The 19228-nt window shown below is 58.6% G+C and carries 24 protein-coding genes and 1 pseudogene; 9 read left to right on the forward strand and 16 right to left on the reverse strand.

What is annotated here, in order from left to right:
* Positions 1-100: 100 nt before the first annotated feature.
* The 6 genes from P1M51_RS19135 to P1M51_RS19160 form a co-directional block, all read right to left on the reverse strand.
* On the reverse strand, positions 101-1159 hold the full coding sequence (locus P1M51_RS19135; RefSeq protein ID WP_276275348.1) for a hypothetical protein: 1059 nt from the start codon (positions 1157-1159) through the stop codon (positions 101-103).
* 812 nt (positions 1160-1971) lie between these two features.
* Positions 1972-2559: a hypothetical protein gene (locus P1M51_RS19140; RefSeq protein WP_276249047.1), complete on the reverse strand. Its 588-nt coding sequence runs from the start codon at positions 2557-2559 to the stop codon at positions 1972-1974.
* A gap of 9 nt (positions 2560-2568) precedes the next feature.
* A complete protein-coding gene (locus P1M51_RS19145; protein WP_276249046.1) occupies positions 2569-2928 on the reverse strand; it encodes an SHOCT domain-containing protein in 360 nt (119 codons plus the stop codon).
* A 6-nt stretch (positions 2929-2934) separates the two neighbouring features.
* A complete protein-coding gene (locus tag P1M51_RS19150) occupies positions 2935-3351 on the reverse strand; it encodes a DUF302 domain-containing protein (RefSeq protein ID WP_276249045.1) in 417 nt (138 codons plus the stop codon).
* Between the two features lie 93 nt (positions 3352-3444).
* Positions 3445-3795, reverse strand: coding sequence for an SHOCT domain-containing protein (locus P1M51_RS19155; protein ID WP_276275349.1), 351 nt, complete (start codon positions 3793-3795; stop codon positions 3445-3447).
* Between the two features lie 62 nt (positions 3796-3857).
* Positions 3858-4154, reverse strand: coding sequence for a hypothetical protein (locus P1M51_RS19160; protein ID WP_276249043.1), 297 nt, complete (start codon positions 4152-4154; stop codon positions 3858-3860).
* 261 nt (positions 4155-4415) lie between these two features.
* Here P1M51_RS19160 and P1M51_RS19165 point away from each other — a divergent pair, with 261 nt between their 5' ends.
* A complete protein-coding gene (locus tag P1M51_RS19165; protein WP_276275350.1) occupies positions 4416-4727 on the forward strand; it encodes a hypothetical protein in 312 nt (103 codons plus the stop codon).
* Positions 4728-5019: 292 nt separating this feature from the next.
* On the opposite strand, the gene P1M51_RS19170 is transcribed toward P1M51_RS19165, so the two are convergent.
* Positions 5020-5358, reverse strand: a complete 339-nt coding sequence (locus tag P1M51_RS19170) for a four-helix bundle copper-binding protein (RefSeq protein WP_276249041.1) — start codon at positions 5356-5358, stop codon at positions 5020-5022.
* A 250-nt stretch (positions 5359-5608) separates the two neighbouring features.
* The gene (locus P1M51_RS19175) at positions 5609-6208 is read right to left on the reverse strand and encodes an AsnC family transcriptional regulator (protein ID WP_276275351.1); all 600 of its coding nucleotides are present in this window, start codon (positions 6206-6208) and stop codon (positions 5609-5611) included.
* Between the two features lie 250 nt (positions 6209-6458).
* Between P1M51_RS19175 and P1M51_RS19180 the strand changes: the two genes are divergently transcribed.
* Positions 6459-7787, forward strand: coding sequence for a permease (locus tag P1M51_RS19180; protein WP_276275352.1), 1329 nt, complete (start codon positions 6459-6461; stop codon positions 7785-7787).
* A 191-nt stretch (positions 7788-7978) separates the two neighbouring features.
* Here P1M51_RS19180 and P1M51_RS19185 read toward each other — a convergent pair whose 3' ends face one another.
* From P1M51_RS19185 to P1M51_RS20200, 4 genes are all read right to left on the reverse strand, one after another.
* Positions 7979-8203, reverse strand: a complete 225-nt coding sequence (locus P1M51_RS19185; protein ID WP_276275353.1) for a hypothetical protein — start codon at positions 8201-8203, stop codon at positions 7979-7981.
* A 78-nt stretch (positions 8204-8281) separates the two neighbouring features.
* The gene (locus tag P1M51_RS19190; RefSeq protein ID WP_276249037.1) at positions 8282-8440 is read right to left on the reverse strand and encodes a hypothetical protein; all 159 of its coding nucleotides are present in this window, start codon (positions 8438-8440) and stop codon (positions 8282-8284) included.
* 53 nt (positions 8441-8493) lie between these two features.
* A complete protein-coding gene (locus P1M51_RS19195) occupies positions 8494-9093 on the reverse strand; it encodes a MarR family transcriptional regulator (RefSeq protein ID WP_276275354.1) in 600 nt (199 codons plus the stop codon).
* Between the two features lie 134 nt (positions 9094-9227).
* Complete coding sequence (locus P1M51_RS20200) at positions 9228-9530, reverse strand: YHS domain-containing protein (RefSeq protein WP_369685331.1); 303 nt, start codon at positions 9528-9530, stop codon at positions 9228-9230.
* A gap of 185 nt (positions 9531-9715) precedes the next feature.
* On the opposite strand from P1M51_RS20200, the gene P1M51_RS19200 reads away from it, so the two are divergent.
* From P1M51_RS19200 to P1M51_RS19220, 5 genes are all read left to right on the forward strand, one after another.
* Positions 9716-10015 carry a hypothetical protein gene (locus P1M51_RS19200; RefSeq protein ID WP_276249035.1) on the forward strand — a complete coding sequence of 100 codons (300 nt, stop codon included), beginning with the start codon at positions 9716-9718 and terminating at the stop codon, positions 10013-10015.
* Positions 10016-10037: 22 nt separating this feature from the next.
* The gene (locus P1M51_RS19205; RefSeq protein ID WP_276275355.1) at positions 10038-10553 is read left to right on the forward strand and encodes a hypothetical protein; all 516 of its coding nucleotides are present in this window, start codon (positions 10038-10040) and stop codon (positions 10551-10553) included.
* 536 nt (positions 10554-11089) lie between these two features.
* Positions 11090-11287, forward strand: a complete 198-nt coding sequence (locus tag P1M51_RS19210; RefSeq protein WP_276249033.1) for a heavy-metal-associated domain-containing protein — start codon at positions 11090-11092, stop codon at positions 11285-11287.
* Between the two features lie 386 nt (positions 11288-11673).
* On the forward strand, positions 11674-13623 hold the full coding sequence (locus P1M51_RS19215) for a copper-translocating P-type ATPase (RefSeq protein WP_369685137.1): 1950 nt from the start codon (positions 11674-11676) through the stop codon (positions 13621-13623).
* Positions 13620-14708, forward strand: a complete 1089-nt coding sequence (locus P1M51_RS19220) for a succinylglutamate desuccinylase/aspartoacylase family protein (protein ID WP_276275356.1) — start codon at positions 13620-13622, stop codon at positions 14706-14708. The genes P1M51_RS19215 and P1M51_RS19220 overlap by 4 nt, the downstream gene beginning before the upstream one ends.
* Before the next feature lie 96 nt (positions 14709-14804).
* Here the strand turns inward: P1M51_RS19220 and P1M51_RS19225 are convergent, their stop codons facing one another.
* Positions 14805-15602 carry an AarF/ABC1/UbiB kinase family protein gene (locus P1M51_RS19225; RefSeq protein WP_276275357.1) on the reverse strand — a complete coding sequence of 266 codons (798 nt, stop codon included), beginning with the start codon at positions 15600-15602 and terminating at the stop codon, positions 14805-14807.
* A gap of 8 nt (positions 15603-15610) precedes the next feature.
* Between P1M51_RS19225 and P1M51_RS19230 the strand changes: the two are divergent.
* A pseudogene (locus tag P1M51_RS19230) lies at positions 15611-15706 on the forward strand (transposase); the annotation flags it as partial.
* Between the two features lie 282 nt (positions 15707-15988).
* On the opposite strand, the gene P1M51_RS19235 reads toward P1M51_RS19230, so the two are convergent.
* The 3 genes from P1M51_RS19235 to P1M51_RS19245 form a co-directional block, all read right to left on the reverse strand.
* Complete coding sequence (locus P1M51_RS19235) at positions 15989-16435, reverse strand: VOC family protein (RefSeq protein WP_276249029.1); 447 nt, start codon at positions 16433-16435, stop codon at positions 15989-15991.
* 389 nt (positions 16436-16824) lie between these two features.
* Complete coding sequence (locus tag P1M51_RS19240; protein ID WP_276275358.1) at positions 16825-17058, reverse strand: hypothetical protein; 234 nt, start codon at positions 17056-17058, stop codon at positions 16825-16827.
* A gap of 203 nt (positions 17059-17261) precedes the next feature.
* Positions 17262-17552, reverse strand: a complete 291-nt coding sequence (locus tag P1M51_RS19245; RefSeq protein ID WP_276249027.1) for a helix-turn-helix transcriptional regulator — start codon at positions 17550-17552, stop codon at positions 17262-17264.
* 444 nt (positions 17553-17996) lie between these two features.
* Here P1M51_RS19245 and P1M51_RS19250 point away from each other — a divergent pair, with 444 nt between their 5' ends.
* Positions 17997-19211, forward strand: a complete 1215-nt coding sequence (locus P1M51_RS19250; protein ID WP_276275359.1) for an acyl-CoA dehydrogenase family protein — start codon at positions 17997-17999, stop codon at positions 19209-19211.
* Positions 19212-19228 lie beyond the last annotated feature (17 nt).

A 19228-nucleotide genomic window follows, 5' to 3' on the forward strand; every position in this document is an offset into this window, starting at 1 on the left:
CATTCAGTGGATACAGACTCCGTAAGAATAGGGTGGGTACGACTAAAAACGTGCCATATCTGCTGAATTCCAGACGAGAGAGCCTCGCTTAGATCGGAGCCTACAGCGGCCACAGAACCACGAACGCGACAGTGTAACTGGCCGATACCAACGCCAAAAAGACGAGCCACTCGACTACGGCGCGACGAATCGACCGCCGGGGGGCAAACCCCGTGGCCACGCGGTTCACCACCAGCAAGACGGGGGTGCTGGCGACGACGAAAAACACCGGATAAAACGTGAATCGAGACTCCCACCGACAGACGGACAGCGCCCCCATCGGTTGCTGGGTTATCACCACAAGCACCTCGCTGCAGAACGTCACCACCAGTGACGCATACCCCAGCGCTCCCAGGAGGAATCCAATCACGCCGACACTGAGAACCGCGGCGTGCCGCCGCCGAAATGCAGCCCTCACTTGCGCCGACTCCTCGGGATCGACCCGGTAACACCATCCGAGGAACGTTCTGACCACGGGGAGTCTGCGAAGCGCCACGACGGTGACGCCCGCAGCCAGCAACCCACCGCCGACCACCACCAGAGCGAACACGCCGAGAATCACGATGACCGTTACTGCGATCCAGCCTCCGACGACCGCACCCAGCCCAACGACCAGCAGGCTCCGACCGGTAACGACGTCCTTGCTCAGTCGCTCGCGTGCGACGAGGACGAGAAGGCTTGCGAACACACCCATGATCACGGTGAACCCGCCGACTAGGCCCAGCCCCCAGTAGAGAAACAATAGAAAGACCAGGAAGTTGCCTTCCGCGTCCCAGACCCCCGTTCGGATCGTGTAAAGCCCGAGGATGAACACCCAGGCGATGGGGTGGACCAGCACGCCGGTTATCAGCCCGACGAGGCCGCCGCGCTCGCGGGTCAAGTGCCCGGGTCGTTCGACGAGCAGCCACCAGCTGGTTCCGCCGACGAGTCCCGCGGCGAGCCCAGCCAGCAGGGGAAACTCACGGGTTGGGAGGCCGAAGCCGCCGTAGAAGACGAGAAAAATCAGCGTTCTCGTCAGGGCAGCGGCGGCGAGTCCACCAATCGCTGTAAATATCGCTGTGGCGAGCAACGCCCAGCGGAGCGTCTTCGTGTTCGTGCGGGAGTCCTTGGGCTGAGCCACTCGTCATGTAAGCCGGCCAAGACTATTAGTAACGGACAGCTTATCGCTCGCGACGGTGGGTGAGAGGAGGTGGAAAACATTCTGCACGCGAGTACGCACTAGAATTCGTAGTGGAATCAGCGACCCAATTTAATTTTCCGTGAGAACCACTATCGACGCCAAATCAAGTATCGCCAGTCCAGTGTTTCTCTGCGTATAATTGTCACAGACTGCTTGCTGATTCGGTGCGACGGATAGAACCCTTGATTACCGAAACGTACTTTTCGTGGTTGGGTCCACTACTAGTATGTCATTTGACGTGTTTCTGCGTAACAGCTGGCTAGTACTGTTTCTGCTCTTGATTGCTGGCGGACTTTTCGTTGGTGTGTGGAACCAGCAGGAAATCCAATGGTGCCACGACACATACGACGACGACCCTTCTCAAGTTGTAGAATGTGAGGATTCTTTCACGGACGTAGTGCACTATGGGTCGATGGTCAGTGTTTTCACGGGCGTAATTGGCGTGCTCGGAATTCTGTTAAGCCGAGAGAGCTGACCTAGCCATCGTGTGGTTGTGCGTAGCTATTACGCGCCCAAAGAAAATCTGCTGGTGACGACGCTCACATTGTTCTCACAAGGAAAGGGCGAGGTCGTCTTTCCCCACAAAATCTTCACTCTAATATAGAGTGCAAGGAATGCGTCGATGCCGAACAGCCCTCGGATTGCTCCAATGAGTAGCCAGAAGATCTCGACCAATAGGAGGACCACCAGCGGCGTGAGGAGACGATGGTACGATAATTGGGTGACTATCGTTCTTGGCAAGCAACGAACGCTCACGTAACGACGATGCCGCCGTCGATCTCCATGTAGGGGTGGCCGTAACCGCAGTAGGTCAGGCAACTCAGCGTGTAATCACCACGCTGTGTCGCCTCAAGTTGACGAACGACAGGTCTGGTGGCATTCTGTGGGAGGTCGACAGGATGCATCATCATGCCCCCACCCATGTGGACCTGTCCAGACGGCATGATTCCGAGACTGTGGTCGGGATACTGCTCGTTCGCCACCTCCAGTAGTTCGTGAAAATCGCCATCAGAAGGAGGCGGAATGCGCTCCTCGTTTCGCTCTTCGAGCGCCTCGTGGTCAGGAACGGCTTCACGAATCGATGATGGAAGAGCTTGTATGGCTTGACTCGAGAGCGTGTTGAACGCAACGACACGAAGAACATCGTTTCGTTGCAGGTTGACACGCTCTAGTTCCTCACCGGAGTCGTTGAACATGACGAAGCCCCAGTGGTAGGCGCCGACGTAAATCGTCCTGTCGACGCCGCCACTCCCTGGGAGATTCCCGATGCATCCCGAGAGTCCGACAATGCCCGCTCCGAGTGCCGTCAGGAACTCCCGTCGCTGTACTGTCGGAGACATGATGGGAGATTACTGCGACTCCTCGCGGCTGAGTCTCGCACGTCGCTCTTCGAACTCCTCGTTGGAGAGATCACCGCGAGCGTACGCCATCCGTAATTCCTCCATTGCCGGATTCTGAGATGTCTGAGATTCTATCACGCGACGGAATACGACGTATCCCCCACCGAGCAGGACAAGAAGGAAGATCAGTGGGACGAGCATCCCGATGAGTGGCCACCACCCGCTGGTCGTTCCGTATCCGCCCATCATTCCACCGTAACCCATCATTCCGCCGAATCCCATCCCCATCGTGAGCAAGGGGAGCACGACGATCGCTCCGAGGATGAGGAGAATGATTGTTGTGATAGTGCGTTGATTAGATGACGACATCGTCAGTCATGCCTCCGAGGTGGATTCGAGCTGGTCAACAACGCTTTCGAGGACGCGCTCGAATCGGTCGTGGACCTCAGTCGCGATCGAGTCGAGCGCCTCATTCTTGGCGACCCCAACGAGCTGTTGTGGGTCGACTGCACTCACTTTAACCTCGCCGTCGTCGGTTTCGTAGACGATGACGTTACAGGGCAGGAGCGCGCCGAGCTCGATCTCTTCGTTCAGTCCCTCGTGGGCCAGTGCCGGGTTGCACGCCCCGAGGATGCGGTACTGTCGGAACTCTTCGCCGAGTTTCTCCTCGAGCGTCGCCTGCACGTCGATGTCACAGAGGACGCCGAAGCCTTCGTCTTTGAGCGCGTCGATGGTCGTCTCGACGACGTCGTCGAACTCGCCGGACACTGCCTTTTGTATTGTGTACGTCATGCAATACTCTACTCGATTGAAGGACATAAGCGTGGGGTTTCACTGCGTTTGTGGCGGCTGGAGTCATCCACGATTGAACTGTTACCGGATTGCTCATCCAGCACGTTTTAACTGTTCGCGCCGTCGTTCGAACTCGTCGTCCGAGAGCTCGCCGCGCGCGTAGCGCTCTCGAAGGACCGACAGCGGCCGTTCGTCTGGTCGGTCTCCGTCACGCCCTGCGAGCGCGAAGACCAGGTAGAGCGGGACCGCGATGAGCAATCCCATCCAGAGGAGTCCCCAGAGACTCATCGCGCCGCCGAAGAGTCCCCAGCCGCCGCCCATCATACTACCGCCGGTGCTGCCGCCCATAGCGGCCGCCGTGCCGGTCGCCGCGACGAGTAGCGGGACGGCGAGCATCGCGAGTCGCCGAGCAGTGCGTCCGAGAGTAGTGGTGAATTGGGTCATGATCGTGCGTTGGTTGGTGCGTTTCAGTGTGGGTTCAATGCGTTCGGTACGGTCAGGGGCCGTCAGCAGTGGCCCTGTCCGTACATCCCGCCGTCGTAGTCGTCGTCAGCCATGTCCTGAGCCATCTCGTCGACGGTCACACCCATGTGCGACTCCATCCACTCGACGCTTCCGGGGCCCATGTGGTCGGTCATGTGGGCTTCCATCCAGGCCGCCCAGTCGGCGGCGGTCCCGTCGTACGGGGGCGCGTCGTCAGCGGTCGTGTCGGTGCCGTGTGCACTGACTACGGGCGCGACGAACGCGAGTCCGATGATCGCGAGCGCCACGAGTAGCCAGCCGCCGAGTTTGAAGGTGGTCATTGTCTTTCTCCTCGGTTACTCGTAGGACCGCTCGGGAGTTATCACGAAGGGTGTGAACCCGCACAGGAGAACGTTCGAGAACGTGTATAGGGCGCTCTAATCGTTTTTCAGGAATAGAATCGTTCATCTCCATCGAATTCACCGAGGACTAGGTTCGCCCGCCTCATTCATCACAGCTTGATGTTAGAGATAGTCACATGATTCTGAGGAGGAAGCCCACCCCTTTAGGGGTGGGAGGAATCCGACAAGGCCTACCCCATCATGCACTACTTCTACACCGACGATCGCGAGGCTGCCGCCGTACTGAGCGTCGCTCGTCTCGACGACGCCCTGACCCTCTGGCAGCGAGCGACGCCCGAGGCGAACATGCCGGGCCACTCCATCCTTGAAAACGCGCGCTCGAGTGTCCAGAACTACCTCGACACGGTCAGCACGTTCGCGACGCCGTCCGACGACGCGCTCAACGAACTGGAGGCTCGACGCCGAACCATGTACGGAGTAATCCGAGCGGACGCGCGCCAGTGGCCGAGTACCTCGGAGGAGGAGGAGGACCGAACGGCCTCGGACGAGTGATTGTCCTTGGGTCATCCAACTCCTCAGTGAAGATTGAACATCCACTTTCGTCAGGGCTGATATACTGTCTTCGTTGTCAATCCAAGAGCGTATGTCGGAACTCTATTCGCTGCCTGACTTCCTCCCACGACTGCAGTCGTGGGCTTTCTCCTAGGACTTCTGTAATAGACTTGTTCAATTCGAGCCTCGCTGCTGAGCTACCGATTGGACTGTCGTATCAGCAATTGGTCGGGTGATTGGCCAAGAGTGACGAAGAAAGTCGACGTCGGAAAAAACCGACGCAGTTTGTGGCTTACGCCATCGAGCGGCAGGACTCCGCGCACTCGCGGAGCGGCTCGACACAGGCCTGACAGTGGTCGTGGTCGTGCTGTTCACACTCGTCAGCACACGCTTCACAGACGTCTGCGCACGTCTCGGCGATGTCGCTGTTGAACTGCGAGCCCGACGCACAGAGCTGAGCGCACGTCGAGGCGACGGTGACCACGTCGCGGCAAAGTCGGAGGCACTCCGCCATCTCCTCGCCCTTGCCGATGCACTCGTCGGCGCAGTGGGCGCACGCCTTCACGGCTTCGTGACAGTTGTCGATACACTCGCGGGTCGAATCGTCGAGCAACTCGTTGATTTGAGCCATCGCGTTCAATACTACGGTCGACTCCTTTTCGTGAGTTGTGGCTCCCAATCCAAGCGATTCTCATACGATTCTTTCCTGTCCGCTTAGGGGCCCGAAACGGCAGATATCGGTCATCTGGTGCGTAGCTGAATCAGTGTCTGCCTTCACGTTGGAACGAATTGGCGCTCCAGTTGTTACACAACCCGAAATAGCAGGCTGCTCAATCCGGGGTTTGTAATAGCGGACAAAGATCCGCTTCAGACAGACACAGCTATTCGTCAGCTGCTTGCTTCAGGGATTCGTACTGCTCGACGATTTTCTCCGTGCACGACGAGCAACAGACGTGATACATGTCTCCAGAGTCCACCTCTACTTTTTGACCATCTCCCGAGATCGGGTTTCCACAGATCGTACACTCAATCGTTAGGTCGTCTGTGCCAAGCTGTGGTTGCCACGACGATCCCAGAATTGACTTCACGCGATAATCCTTGACCTGATCGTCGGTCAGGGTGTCAGTGAGCAGCGAGCGGAGTTCGGCCGGGGGAAGAACCGCTTTGGCGACGACCGTCGAATCGACTGTATAGAAGACGTGTTCGATGCCGTTGACATCTTGCAACTGGGAGAATACGTCTTCAGCATGGACGAGTCGCGTGTCGATGATGACGAGACACTCATCCTCGTCGGCGAACTTCGTTCGATCAACTTCAACGGTGAACCGCCGGATGACGCCAAGGTCACGCAGTCGGTCGACACGATTTGAAACGGTCGGTGGAGAGAGTTCTACCTCCTCCGAAATTTCTCGAAACGACCGACGGGCGTCCTCCAGTAACAACTCCAAGATAACTGCATCTGTTGAATCTAGTTCAGCCATAGGTACATGGATGGGCTGGGACGTTTTCTGACTACTGCTATCGAAGACGATGACGATGGAACCCGGATCTCGCCCTCGTGAGTCGTGCGAAACGCGGACTGAGAGAGTGGCTGTCCGTGTTCAATTCACCAACTGACTTCAGAATGTGGTGTCTCAGTCGCCAGCACATTACGGACAGAAAATACGACACCGTCTCACCCATGGAATGTTAGCCGTAACTCCGTAAAAGATCGAAGCCCAAGTATCCAATATGGAGAAAAAGGAATACGCGATCCTCGCGGTCATCGCGCTCGCAACGGTCGCACTCGGTGTCGTCACGACGTCGAAGCCCCTATGGACGTTCTTCGCCGAGAGCATACAGCAGTTCGCCCAGACCACCGCGGCGATGGCGTGGATCACTTGGTGGGCGCTCGTGATCGGCTTCGCAATCGCCGGCGGCGTCGAGGCCTGGACCTCCAACGAGCAGGTCGCGGACTTGCTTGACGGTCACGGACTGCGTGAGATTGGCTACGGGTCGCTGTTCGGGTTCGTGTCGTCGTCGTGCTCGTACAGTGCCATCGCGACCGCGAAGAACCTCTTCAAGAAGGGGGGCTCCGCCGCCGCGACCATCGGGGCATTCATGTTCGCCTCGACAAATCTCGTCATCGAAATCGGCATCGTGATCTACATCCTGCTGGGCTGGCAGTTCCTCGTCGCCGACCTCGTCGGCGGATTCATGCTCATCGGGCTGATGGCCTTCGGCTTCGTCTACCTCACGCCCGAGGAGGTCATCGAGCAGGCCCGAGAGAACATTCAAGACGAGGGCGACTCGACCGTCCAGGACCCGGTCTGTGGGATGGAGGTCGACCCCGAGGAGACTGACTACTCGACCGACCACGACGGTCAGACCTACTACTTTTGCTCGGAGTCGTGTAAGGAGAGTTTCGACCCAGAAGAGGCGAACACGACCATCCGCGAGCAGGCGACCTCCCTCTCGGGCTGGAAGGCGCTCGCGGACAAGCAGTGGTCGGAATGGGGGATGCTCTGGGACGAAATCGCCATCGGCTTCATCTTCGCCGGCCTCATTGCGGGTTTCATCCCCGAGAGCGTCTGGACGTCCGTGTTCTCAGGGCCGACGTTCGGGCTGCCTGTCTATGTCTTCTGGACGGCAGTCCTCGGTGCAGTCATCGGCGTCGCGACGTTCGTCTGTTCGGTCGGGAACGTCCCGTTCGGCGCCGTTCTCTACGCCAACGGCCTGCCGTTCGGGTCGGTCCTCTCGTACATCTACGCGGACCTCATCGTGCCGCCGATTATGGACGCGTACCGTGAGTACTACGGCACGAAGTTTGCAGCCATCCTCTCGGGCATGATCTTCGTCTCGGCCGTGCTCACGGGTGTCGTCATTCACTTCCTCTTCCTCGGGGCGGGCGTCATCCCGGACCCATCGAGCGTCCAGATTGCAGAGGTGAAAATCGAGATGAACTACAAGATGGTCCTGAACGTCCTCGCGACCGTCTTCTTCCTGTTCCTCTACTGGCTCCACCGCTCGGACTCGATTGGTGATAAGGTACACGGCGAGCACGCACACACCGCTGACTGATACCCCCCAGCACGTTTCTTGTCCAGTGGTGTACCGACTTCGAAATCGGATGCTCGAATGCTTCGATACACGTCAGTCAGCCGTGCCGACGAGAGGCGTCCACGAGGGCGATACACCGAGTGGGAACGCGAGTACTCCAAAGGTCGCTAATGCGTGTTTCGCGTACGACGATTCTCGATAGGCGAGGGACGTCACACCCACGCCCATGACCGCCACCCCGTACGTGACCCGTACCGATGGTAGGCATGCAACAGCACGAGTGGGAACGTGAAGACGATTAGCCATAGGCCGACAGTGTAGGTGACTGGCCAGTGTTCGATTCGTGGCTGGGTGTAGGCGACTCTGAGCGACTCGGGAAGCGTTGCCCACGGAAAGGATGGATCTGGAACCGGATTCGTGAGGAAGGATAGTCCCATCAGAAGTGGTTGGCTTCGAACGGGTAGATTCCCTAATCCAGCATTCAAGACCGTGAGTGAGGTTGAACTGATCGGCGATTATCGAGCGAGGCGGCTTCTGAGAGCTGCCAGCACTCCAGGCTGCTCTCTCGCCGCCTGTTCCCTATCGCGGGACTCTAACCCCCCTTCCTCCTCGTCTGCTTCGAGCCTCGCCGCTTCGTAGTCCGCAATCATGTGAGTGACGTGGCGATTGCACATGAGAGTGGATACGACGTCCAGCCACAAAGCTGTTCGACAGGTGCTAGCAGATACTAGCTTTGCGTCTGTTCCAGGTCGTCGCTTGGATAAATCCGGTACGTCCGTCCCTGGCGCTCACGGTATAGCAGGCCGCGCTTCTCGAGAGCACTGACCGTCTGGCTCACCTTGCTCTTCGAGAAGTCCGACCGGTCCCTGAGTTCGATCTGCGTGATGCCTGGCGAGGAGAGGACCGGTTCGAGGATACGCCGTTCGTCGTCAGGTAAGAGGTCCAGCACACGTGCCCGAGGCTGGGTTTCTGGATTGATGGTATCGTTCGATTGGGTGGTGGTGGTGATCGACTGTTCGGATTCAGATCTTCCCTGACCGATTTGATCCGATGCATCACTCCGTTGCTGATCAACCGTCCCAGTGCTGGTGACGTCGTCGCGAATCATCAAATACCCCCCACCGATGACAACCGAGACGAGGATGGTCCCGAGGACGTACCAGAGCGGATTCGTTCCGTGAACTGCTCCCATCGACGTCCCCATCATCGATCCCATCTGCTCGAATGCCTGCTGTTGTTGGTACGCCTGCCAGCTGAGCGCGCCACCGATGACAACGACAGCAGCGACGAGGAGACCGACGATGGCATCGGCTCGCCGTCGATTCATCCATCCCACCTCGATTTGCTGTGATACTCGTTCATGTCTGTGAATTGGCCAGACATCGCTGTACCAGTTGTGATTGACCCCCGCAAGACCCAGGGACGTCTCCGCGCACGCAATTCTGTATCCAGGCGTGGTACTCAGTGCTGCTCATGGCTCTGGGAGGGTCCCGTCCCTGAAATCTGTGGGTGTTTCTGTGCGAACTCGGCTGGGTTTTCCTCGAATGACCGCTTGCATCGATTCGAACAGAAGTGGTAGGTTTCACTGTTATACGACTCGAGGATTCCGTCGGCGAGGGCGGCTTGCATATCTAGACTATCGCAACCATCCGTTTTGTTGGTTGTCCTTAATAAAGTGGGGCAGTAGCCACTCTTCACTGTGGATTCGAAGGTATAGTCCGTTCTCGGCTGTGACCTACCGTTCGAAGATCGCGTCCCCCGCATATCGATTACCGACGGTCACTGGTTCTAGTTGTCGATCGTTGCTAACTCCTCCGATAGAGAGGGCGCAAAAACAAGGATGCTGTGGCGTTCTTTTTCCACTCAATGCCCCCTGTCTCAGGCGAAATGGACCCTGCTTTCGAATAGTAAGAGAAAGTCGATTGAATGAGCCAAGCGTATCTCTAGTCATGAGCACTACTACCACCACCCAAGCCGCGTACGGTACGGACGTCACCGCAGAAGCGATGCGGCTCGACGCGCTGGCACTCGCGGCCGCTGCCGCAGTTGTCTCCGCTGTCGTCATGCTCCTGCTCGGCGTATTCGGCGCGATCGGCGTCTACGAGGGCGCAGTCGCGATGATGGAACAGTGGCACCTGTTCTTTGAACCAACCGTCGTCGGAACCGTGGCCGGCATGGTCGAGGCCGCAGTGATCAGCTTCGTTCTCGTGTACCCCTTTGCGTGGCTGTACAACGTCTTCGCTCGATAGGAGACGAACTGGAGGCTATCAAATGTACGTAACCGACAAAGCCGAAATCGTCATCGATGCCACCCCTGCAGAGATTTGGGAGTATGTGACCGACCCGATTCACTGGACGGCGTCGAATCCGGAGGAACATTACGGGCTCGAATACGACACGCCTGACAACCGCCCGCGGGAGGGAGCAACCTTCCACCAGCGCGAAGCGGTCGCCGGCATGTACGCCGATTTGTATGGTCGATTCCCCTACATTGAGTATCCCAACGTGGCGGTCTGGACGGGGACAGCGTACTATCCGCTCCTTCGCGGTCTCGTCACCGTTCGAATCCCCGAGGGCGGCACCATCCGACTCGAAGAGACCGAGGATGGAACCCGGATGTCACACGCCGTCTGGATGGATTTCCCGAACAACCGTCGTGGTCGTTTCCTGAAGTGGGTGTTTACGAGCGTCCTCGACGGGAAGGCGAAGCTCTACGACCATACCAACAAGGAACTCGTCTTCTTCAAAGACCGACTCGAAACCGACGCTGCCACGCCGACGTCGTGAGCGCCACTGACGGGTCGACCTTCCGATTGTGAACCGGAGGCCGATCCACGAATCAACAGAGAAGTCGATTCGCACTCCCAGATCGGAGCAACCGGTAATTCCGAAACGGACCATATCTACTCTATGGAGAATCATTCCGAACACGGGAGTCACAGTCCGCCCAAGTGAGACAGGCCTGGTGGACACGCTACACTGGGCGGACTCTCGATCGACGCAGAGGGACTCCGCTTCGTCCCGACAGACACACACTTCACACCCAGTGACCCGCCCGACTGGAGCTTTCAAGTCCTCACGTCGAGTGGCAATGTAGTGACCGAGTTCGACGAGGCTCACGGACAGCGTGGTCGTCTGATCGTCGTCCGTCGAGACCTAACTCGATTCCAGCATCTTCATCAAGGTCGTGCATAGAGAAATGACACTGATAAAAAACTAAAGCAGCATACCGAGAGTTACTTCGATTTCAAAATTATTGTGCCCTACAGCCGCGTATTCGAAGGGAAAATCTGGATAAAAGGGGGGCGCGTACGTATTCCTGTATGACGACGACCATCACCGTAGACGGGATGTCCTGCGGTCACTGTGAACAGACGGTAACAGAAGCACTGCAAAGCGTCTCCGGCGTGACCGATGCCACTGCCGACCGTGAGACGGGGCAGGCGACCGTCGATGGCAATGCCGACGTCTCCGCGCTCATACAGGCCGTCGAGGAGGCCGGCTACACCGCCCACGCCTGAGACCGCGCAGAACGTTCGAGAACAACCACCCCTGCCGTTCTCTTTCGAGTCCGTTGCTCCCTCAACCGCACAGTGTCAGGGATCGAATAAATAATGCGAAACGGTACCAATACACACCTATGAGAAAACATCCAGATGACGAGCCCTCCGGACACGCGTCACACGAGCACACGACTCACGACCGGCCAGACAAGACCACCACCAAACCCGAACGAACGGACCACCATACACATCACTCGCACGAAGGTCAGTCGGGGCACAGCCACACCGAGATTGAGCGCGGTCACACCGGCGAAACCGTGCACGACGTACATCACGGTGTGCACGTTGACGAGGGTGGACACAGTGACCACACGGCCCACACAGACCACACCGGTCACGAACAGATGTTTCGCCGCCGATTCTGGGTGTCGCTCGTCCTCTCGATTCCAGTTATCTTCTTCAGCGAATTCATCCAGGGCATCTTCGGATACACGGCACCGACATTCCCCGGCAGCGTCTGGATTACGCCCGTCCTCTCGGTCGTAATCTTCGCGTACGGTGGCGTGCCGTTCCTCTCGATGGCTCGGACAGAGGTCGAAAATCGCGAGCCCGGGATGATGCTGCTCATCTCGCTCGCCATCACTGTAGCGTTCGTCTACTCTATCGTGAGCTTGTTCCTCCCCGGGACGACACCCTTTTTCTGGGAACTCGTCACCCTCATCGACATCATGCTGCTGGGCCACTGGATGGAGATGCGTTCGGTCCGGCAGGCCTCCGGCGCGCTCAATGAACTGGCGAAACTCATGCCCGACACCGCTGAGCGCCTCACCGAGGGTGGTGACACTGAGGAAGTCCCTGTTTCCGAACTGTCCGAAGGTGACGTCGTCCTTGTTCGTCCAGGTGCTTCGGTTCCCGCAGACGGCGAAGTCGCTGAAGGCGAGTCTTCCGTGGATGAATCGATGATTACGGGTGAATCCCGACCAGTAGACAAAGTCCCCGGGTCGGAGGTCGTCGCGGGGACGGTCAACCAGGACGGGAGCCTACGGGTCCGCGTGACTAAGACCGGCGACGAGACGACGCTCGCGGGCATCATGCGCCTCGTCGACGAAGCACAGAAGTCGAAATCACGTACGCAACTGCTCGCTGACCGCGCAGCAGGATGGCTGTTCTATATCGCGCTTGCCGTTGCCGGAATCACGGCTGTCGCATGGGTCGTCGCGACGGGATTCAACCTCACCGTCCTTGAACGCGTTGTCACGGTCCTCGTCATCGCCTGTCCACACGCGCTCGGCCTTGCCGTCCCGCTGGTCGTGGCTATCAACACTTCCACAGCTGCCCAGAACGGGATGCTCATTCGGGACCGGATTGCGATGGAGGAGGCTCGAAATCTCGATACGGTGATTTTCGACAAGACTGGGACGCTCACCAAGGGCGAGCAGGGCGTCGTTGGCATCCAGACGGCAGATGGCTGGGACGAAGAGCAAGCGCTCGAGATTGCCGCCGGTGTCGAGGGCGACTCCGAGCACATGATTGCCCGAGCGATCCGAACAGCCGCTGAAGGACGTGGTGTCCAGCGAGCCAGTGTGTCGAACTTCGAGAACCTCCGTGGGCTCGGGGTCAGAGCGACCGTAGAAGGAGAGACAGTGCATCTCGGTGGACCGAATTTGATTGAAAAACTCGACATCGAGCGATCCGACGAACTCGAGTCGTTCGCCGATCAAGCCGGCTCGAACGCCCAAACGGTCATCTACCTCATTCGTGACGAATCCGAGGTCGTGGCGGCGTTCGCTCTCGCGGACGTAATTCGTGAGGAGAGCCGCCAGGCCATCGAAGCGCTCCACGGGATGGGCATTGAGGTTGCGATGCTAACCGGTGACAGTGAGGATGTGGCACGCGCGGTTTCCGAGGAACTCGGTATCGACCAGTACTTCGCAGAGGTGTTGCCCGAAGAGAAAGATACCAAGGTCGAACGGCTCCAGTCAGAGGGGAAACTGGTTGCGATGGTCGGCGACGGGGTTAATGACGCCCCCGCCCTGACCAGAGCGGACGTGGGAATCGCCATCGGCTCCGGAACGGACGTCGCCATCGAGTCGGGTGATATCATTCTCGTCGACAACAACCCGCTTGATGTCGTCCGCCTCATTCGTTTGTCGAAAGCGAGCTATCGGAAGATGCAGGAGAATCTCGTGTGGGCGACTGGTTACAACGTGTTCGCGCTCCCGTTGGCTGCGGGGATTCTCGCCCCCATCGGAATTTTACTGTCGCCCGCAATCGGTGCGGTGTTCATGTCGCTGTCGACGATCATCGTCGCGATTAACGCCCGGCGACTCAAGGGAGTCGACCTCACGACATGACGCCCAAGCCCATCTCGATCGGTGGACGCACGATCCACGCAGGAGAGAAGCTATCATTCCGGTTTGCGTGTGGCGAGACATATCATGGAGATGCACTCGAAATACCGGTTACGGTCATCAACGGCGAGGCAGACGGCCCTCGTGTCTTCCTGACCGCGGCCGTCCACGGTGACGAACTCAATGGCGTCAAAATCGTCCAGGAGGTCGCCGCTCGCTACGAGCCAAAAAACCTCCATGGAGCGCTCGTATGCCTCCACGTGTTGAACGTGCCGGGGTTTCTCGCCCAGCAGCGCTATGTTCCCATCTACGACGAAGACCTCAATCGATCGTTTCCTGGAAACGCCCAGAGTACGCTAGCAAAGCGGCTCGCGAACACGATTTATGAAGAATTCATCTCGAAGTGCGATTTCGGCCTTGACTTCCATACGTCGACACGCAATCGAACGACGATGTACCACGTTCGCGCCGACATGCACGATCCGGCTGTCGCACGGCTCGCCCGGGCGTTTGGCACGAGTATCATCCTTGACGGCGAGGGGTCACCCGGGACGCTCCGGAGCGTGGCATGCCAGGACGGTATTCCGACAGTCACGATCGAGATGGGGCGTGCCCACCGATTCCAGACGGCGCACCTCGACCGGGCACTTCACTGCGTCGCGAGCGTCCTCGCCGAACACGAGGTGCTCCCGGACCGACCGGTATCTTGGCCCGGCTGGACGCGTGTGGTCTCCCGAGGCGGTGAGAAGAGATGGATTCGTGCCGAGACCGGTGGGCTTGTTTCGATGGAGTGGGGTCCACACCCGCTGGTTGAGGCTGGCGAACCCCTGTTCACGATTTCCGACCACTTTAAGAACCACGTGGAGACGATTCACGCACCGTCGACTGGCCTCGTCATTGGCGTTCTCGAAAGTGCAGTGGCGTATCCGGGCCACCCGCTGTGTCACTTCGTAAGTGTTGACGACACGACCGCTGACATTATTCGAGACGACATCAAGCGAGGTGTCTTCGATATCTATCGTGAGGGTGGTTTCCAATGGCCCGAACCGCGCTGGTACGCAGAACACAGTCAGCAAGAGCAGCTCTGAGACTAAGAGCAGTTATCGAGCCATGGACCCGACGAAGATATGAACAGGGCGATAAATATGAGGGTGATTCCCACACCCACCACCGCATAGGCGATGTCAACAGTGGCAATCAGCGCCGTTCCGATGAGTGATGCCGCAGCGAGTACCGCATAGCCGAGCGGGCGGGTGTTCTGTTGTTGCGTGTGAGCGAGGGCTCTCGTCCGCTCTTCTGCTCGTGCGTCCAACTCGCGTTCGAGTTTTGTCGGCAGGCGAAGCACTGCCCAGAGCGACCCCTCCAGTTCCCCCCCGTACTTCCTCGAGTTTCATCCGCGCGGCTCGTTCCATGAACCCATGCTCACGGAGGAATGCCTGTGCTGCAGCGAGGAAGTCGAACTCCGGATCGAGCTGTCTAAGAACACCCTCACTGACCGAACCAACCCGAAGCACGAGCATGATGTCTGGCGGAATACGAAACGGAAACTCGTGGAGCATGCCCGTCACTTCGTCGATAATCTGCTGCCAGTGCACGGTCTCACTCCCCTCTAGGTCCTCGATGACTAACTCGAGGACGTGTCCGACCGCTGTTCGGTTAGCGTCCGGGTCGAGTGCCCCAAGAGCGACAAGCTCATCGATAATCCCATCAACATCTCGGTTGACAGCAGCGAGATATAGGTTTACGACGCTGTTCTGCATGGCCTCCGTGAATCGGCCACTCATCCCGAAGTCGTAGAAGACGATTCGTCCGTCTTCGTCAACGGCGAGGTTGCCGGGATGGGGGTCACCGTGGTACACGCCGTGTTCGAGCCCCATCGTGAAGTACGCGTTCGCCACATCTCGGGCAACCTTGCTCGGGTCGTGTCCCTCGGCTTCAAGCCCGACGACATTGGTAATTTTCGTCCCTTCGACATACCCCATTGTGAGAAACGCTGAACCCGAATGGCGATTTCCACGCCTACTCCATTACGGAGTCAGAGGGGGAGTCCACTGACAAGCCCACGACTTCAGTCGTGGGTAACTGACAGACTGAGTTCGTACTCGAAAGCAGTGATGCCACCAGTAACGGCGTCCTTGCGCTCGTGTATCGACCGAAGAGCGAGCAGAAATCGGCAGACTCCGATCAATGACGCGGTGCCAAAGACATGGCCCAGGCGGTGACCGCCTGGCTCGGTCGTCGAGCACTCCACCAACCTGGCGAGATTTTCCAAGCTCATACCTCAGCCCGTAGTGGCGTCCTCTTCAGAGAATGGCTTGGGGATGCCCTGGCTTAAAACGGTGACCACCAAGAGTGTGGGGGCGACCAGCTAGGCTCCGTCGAGTTCCTCAGCTAACCCGACGATGATGCCTTCGGGGCCGCGCACGAAGCAGAGGCGGTACACGTCCTCGTACTGGGCGACTTCGCCCACGAGTTCGGCTCCGTGGGAGCGGAGGCGGTCGAGGACGTCGTCGACGTCGTCGACGGTGAACATGATGCGGCGGATACCCAGCGTGTTCACCGCCGATTCCCCAAATCCGTCATGGGTGGCCTTGGGCGTGATGAATTTCGAGAGTTCGACGCGGCTGTGGCCATCGGGGGTCCGCATCATGGCGATGTCGCTCTGGACGTTCTTGAGGCCCACGACGCGGTCTGCCCACTCTCCTTCGACGCGCGTCTCGCCCTCCAGCTGCATGCCGAGCTCCGTGAAGAACGCCTTCGCAGCTTCAAGGTCCTCGACCACGATGAGGACGTTGTCCATTCGCTTGATCGCCATAGTCCGAACAAACTAGGTGAGTGGTGCTCAAGAAGACTTCGTTGGCGGAGGAAGCGTGGCGGGGGAGTTTCGTCGCGACTGTAGACCGGCCCTGTCTGCTAAGGAGGGCGGGGCCGGTCCCAGGCTCTCCTTAGGCCCACTCTGGTCGGGGCGTCGATGTGGCCTTGAACTGAATCGCTGGATTCAGTTCATCAGTTGATGGAATCTGTCTGACCGACTCGCGCCCTCTATTCAGCACGGTCGTAGAAACCTCACCAGCCCCTGTCAGAAGCGGCGTGAGAGTGGACGACCGGTCGCGGGGCATGCAACGGGGCTTGGCGAGGGAGGGGGCTGTCACGGTGGTGGGACCGCAACTTCGGGCGGTTTTGAACCCCAAAGAGGGTCATGTGTCAGGGCTGGGTTGGGAGTCGGAGTTCATCTTCGACTTCGTAGAGGTAGCCTTTCAGGAGGAGTTGCTCGATGTGGTCGCGGGCGTCGGCAGGGGCGATGCCGTGGTCGGTCAGGTGGTCGATGGCGTCTGGGCGGGTAAGCTGGGTCGCTGCGTCGGTCGTCTCGGTTTGGCCTCGGAGGTGGGCGAGAACCTCCTGTTGGGCGGCACTGATCGGCGTCCTCGAATTCCGCATACTGTACGTTTTCACGAGCCATGGATTTGGAACTTTGGGTACAGCTAACAGCTACATCAGCTGGGTGGTTTCACCCTGTACGCTGAATGGAATCAGCATCCCTGGTCCGTCTCGATATATTAATTGGGTCGGTTCACCCAAGACGGTGCCTCACGGGTCGACTCTGTTGTGGTGGAATCCGGCAGAGGGTACGTCCGCGCCGCTTATGGGTCAGTCTCGGACGTGCCCAGATACTGCCGTTCCCATTGCTTTCGTGCAGTGAGTTCGCGCGAGCCACGCCGCGTAACCGTATAGTAATTCGTTCGTTTGTCGAGTTCACCCTTCTCGACGAGACCTTTCTCGACGAGGGTATCGAGGTTCGGGTAGAGCCGTCCGTGGTGGATTTCTTGTTCGTAGTACGCTTCAAGTTCGTCTTTGATGGCGAGGCCATGGGGTTTCTCTGTCCCCGCAATGACATACAGCAGGTCGCGTTGGAACCCGGTCAGATCATACATTGGTCGGAGGTAGGCCACGAGACACAAGGATTTATTGGCCAACGATTTGGGAAGTTTCCCACAGCTCTCGAGACTTTTTTGCCCCAGATACGTTCCGCGTGAAGCCCGATCATCAGTTCTGAGCCCCCACGAGTTAACCAACACAGAACCGCAGTCTTCCGCAGTGTTGGTTAACGGCGTGACAGCGAGTAGTTTGTCCGCGCCTGAGCGGCCGAGGCGCGTCAATACGCGCCGACGCGAGGCGAGTTCCGACCGGTGTAGGCGGTGTCTCCACGATTCGCGGTCCGTGGGGTGTCGAGGAAGGAGCATGGGGCTGTCCCTGTCGATAGCACCAGCCAGTCGACGTGTGACTGTTGCGGCTCGCCGTTCGCTCGGATACAGTGGCCTGTAGGGCCACGTATCCACACCCTTGAATTATAGCGGGTGCGTGTGAAGGCATACCATATGGAGTATACTGAAACTGGAGTCGGGCGAGAGCTGGGAGAGCGTGCACGGCAGTTCATGGACGAAGTTGTGCTCCCGGTTGAACGGGAGCATTCGGGTGACGGAGCTGTCTCCGAGGCGGTAATCGAGGAGCTCCGCGAGGAGGCGCGTGCGCGGGGCGTTTACTGTCCCCAAATCGACGAAGAGCACGGTGGTATGGGATATGACTTCCGTGACGTTCTTCCCCTCTTTGAGCAGGCGGGGCGGAGCCTTCTTGGCGGCCCGGCCATGCGCGTGGCCGCTCCCGACGAGGGGAATATGCACACCATTGAATTGATCGGGACGGACACGCAGAAAGAAAGGTGGTTGGAGCCGCTCGTCGAAGGAGAGATTACCTCGGCGTTCTCAATGACTGAACCGAAACCTGGTGCCGGTTCGGATCCAAAGATGATGCAGACAACGGCACAGAAAGATGGCGACGAGTGGGTCATCGACGGCCACAAGTGGTGGACAACAATGGGTTCTGAGGCGGACGTCTTCATCGTAATGGCGCAAACTGACATGGACGCCCATCCCTACAGTGGAACGAGTCTCTTCCTTGTCCCCGCGAACGCCAACGGTGTCGAAATCGTCCGCGACATTCCGCATCTCGGGCCGTCAATCGTCCATTCAAGCCACGCAGAGATTACGTACGATCGGGTACGGATTCCGGAGGACAACCTCCTCGGGACCGAGAACGAAGGGTTCACACACGCCCAGGAGCGCCTCGGCCCGGCGCGACTCACTCACTGTATGCGCTATTCTGGAATGGCACAGCGCTCACTAGATGTCGCGAAGGCGTATCTCTCAGAACGGGAAGCCTTCGGTGGCCCGATCGCGGAGAAACAGGCACCTCGCTTTGCCATCGCGGAGGCAGAGACGGACCTGTACGCCGCCGGAACGATGATTCGAGACGCCGCAACGAAAATCGCCCGTGGTGAGAGCGCTCGCAACGAGGTGTCTGCCTGCAAGGTGTTCACAGCGAACGTTACGCAGGACGCAATCGATACTGCACTACAGCTCTGTGGCGGGAGTGGGATGTCGAAGGACCTCCCCATCGCTGATTTCTACGCGTCCGTGAGGTGCTTTCGCATCGTCGACGGTGCCGACGAGGTTCACAAGCGCACGCTTGCGCGTGCCGCCTTCGAGGACGTCGACACGGCGGAAATCGAGACGCTGTCACAGTTCGAAAACTAGCGGGCACAGAACCGAAT

Source organism: Haladaptatus sp. QDMS2 (assembly GCF_029338295.1).
Taxonomy (GTDB): domain Archaea; phylum Halobacteriota; class Halobacteria; order Halobacteriales; family Halococcaceae; genus QDMS2.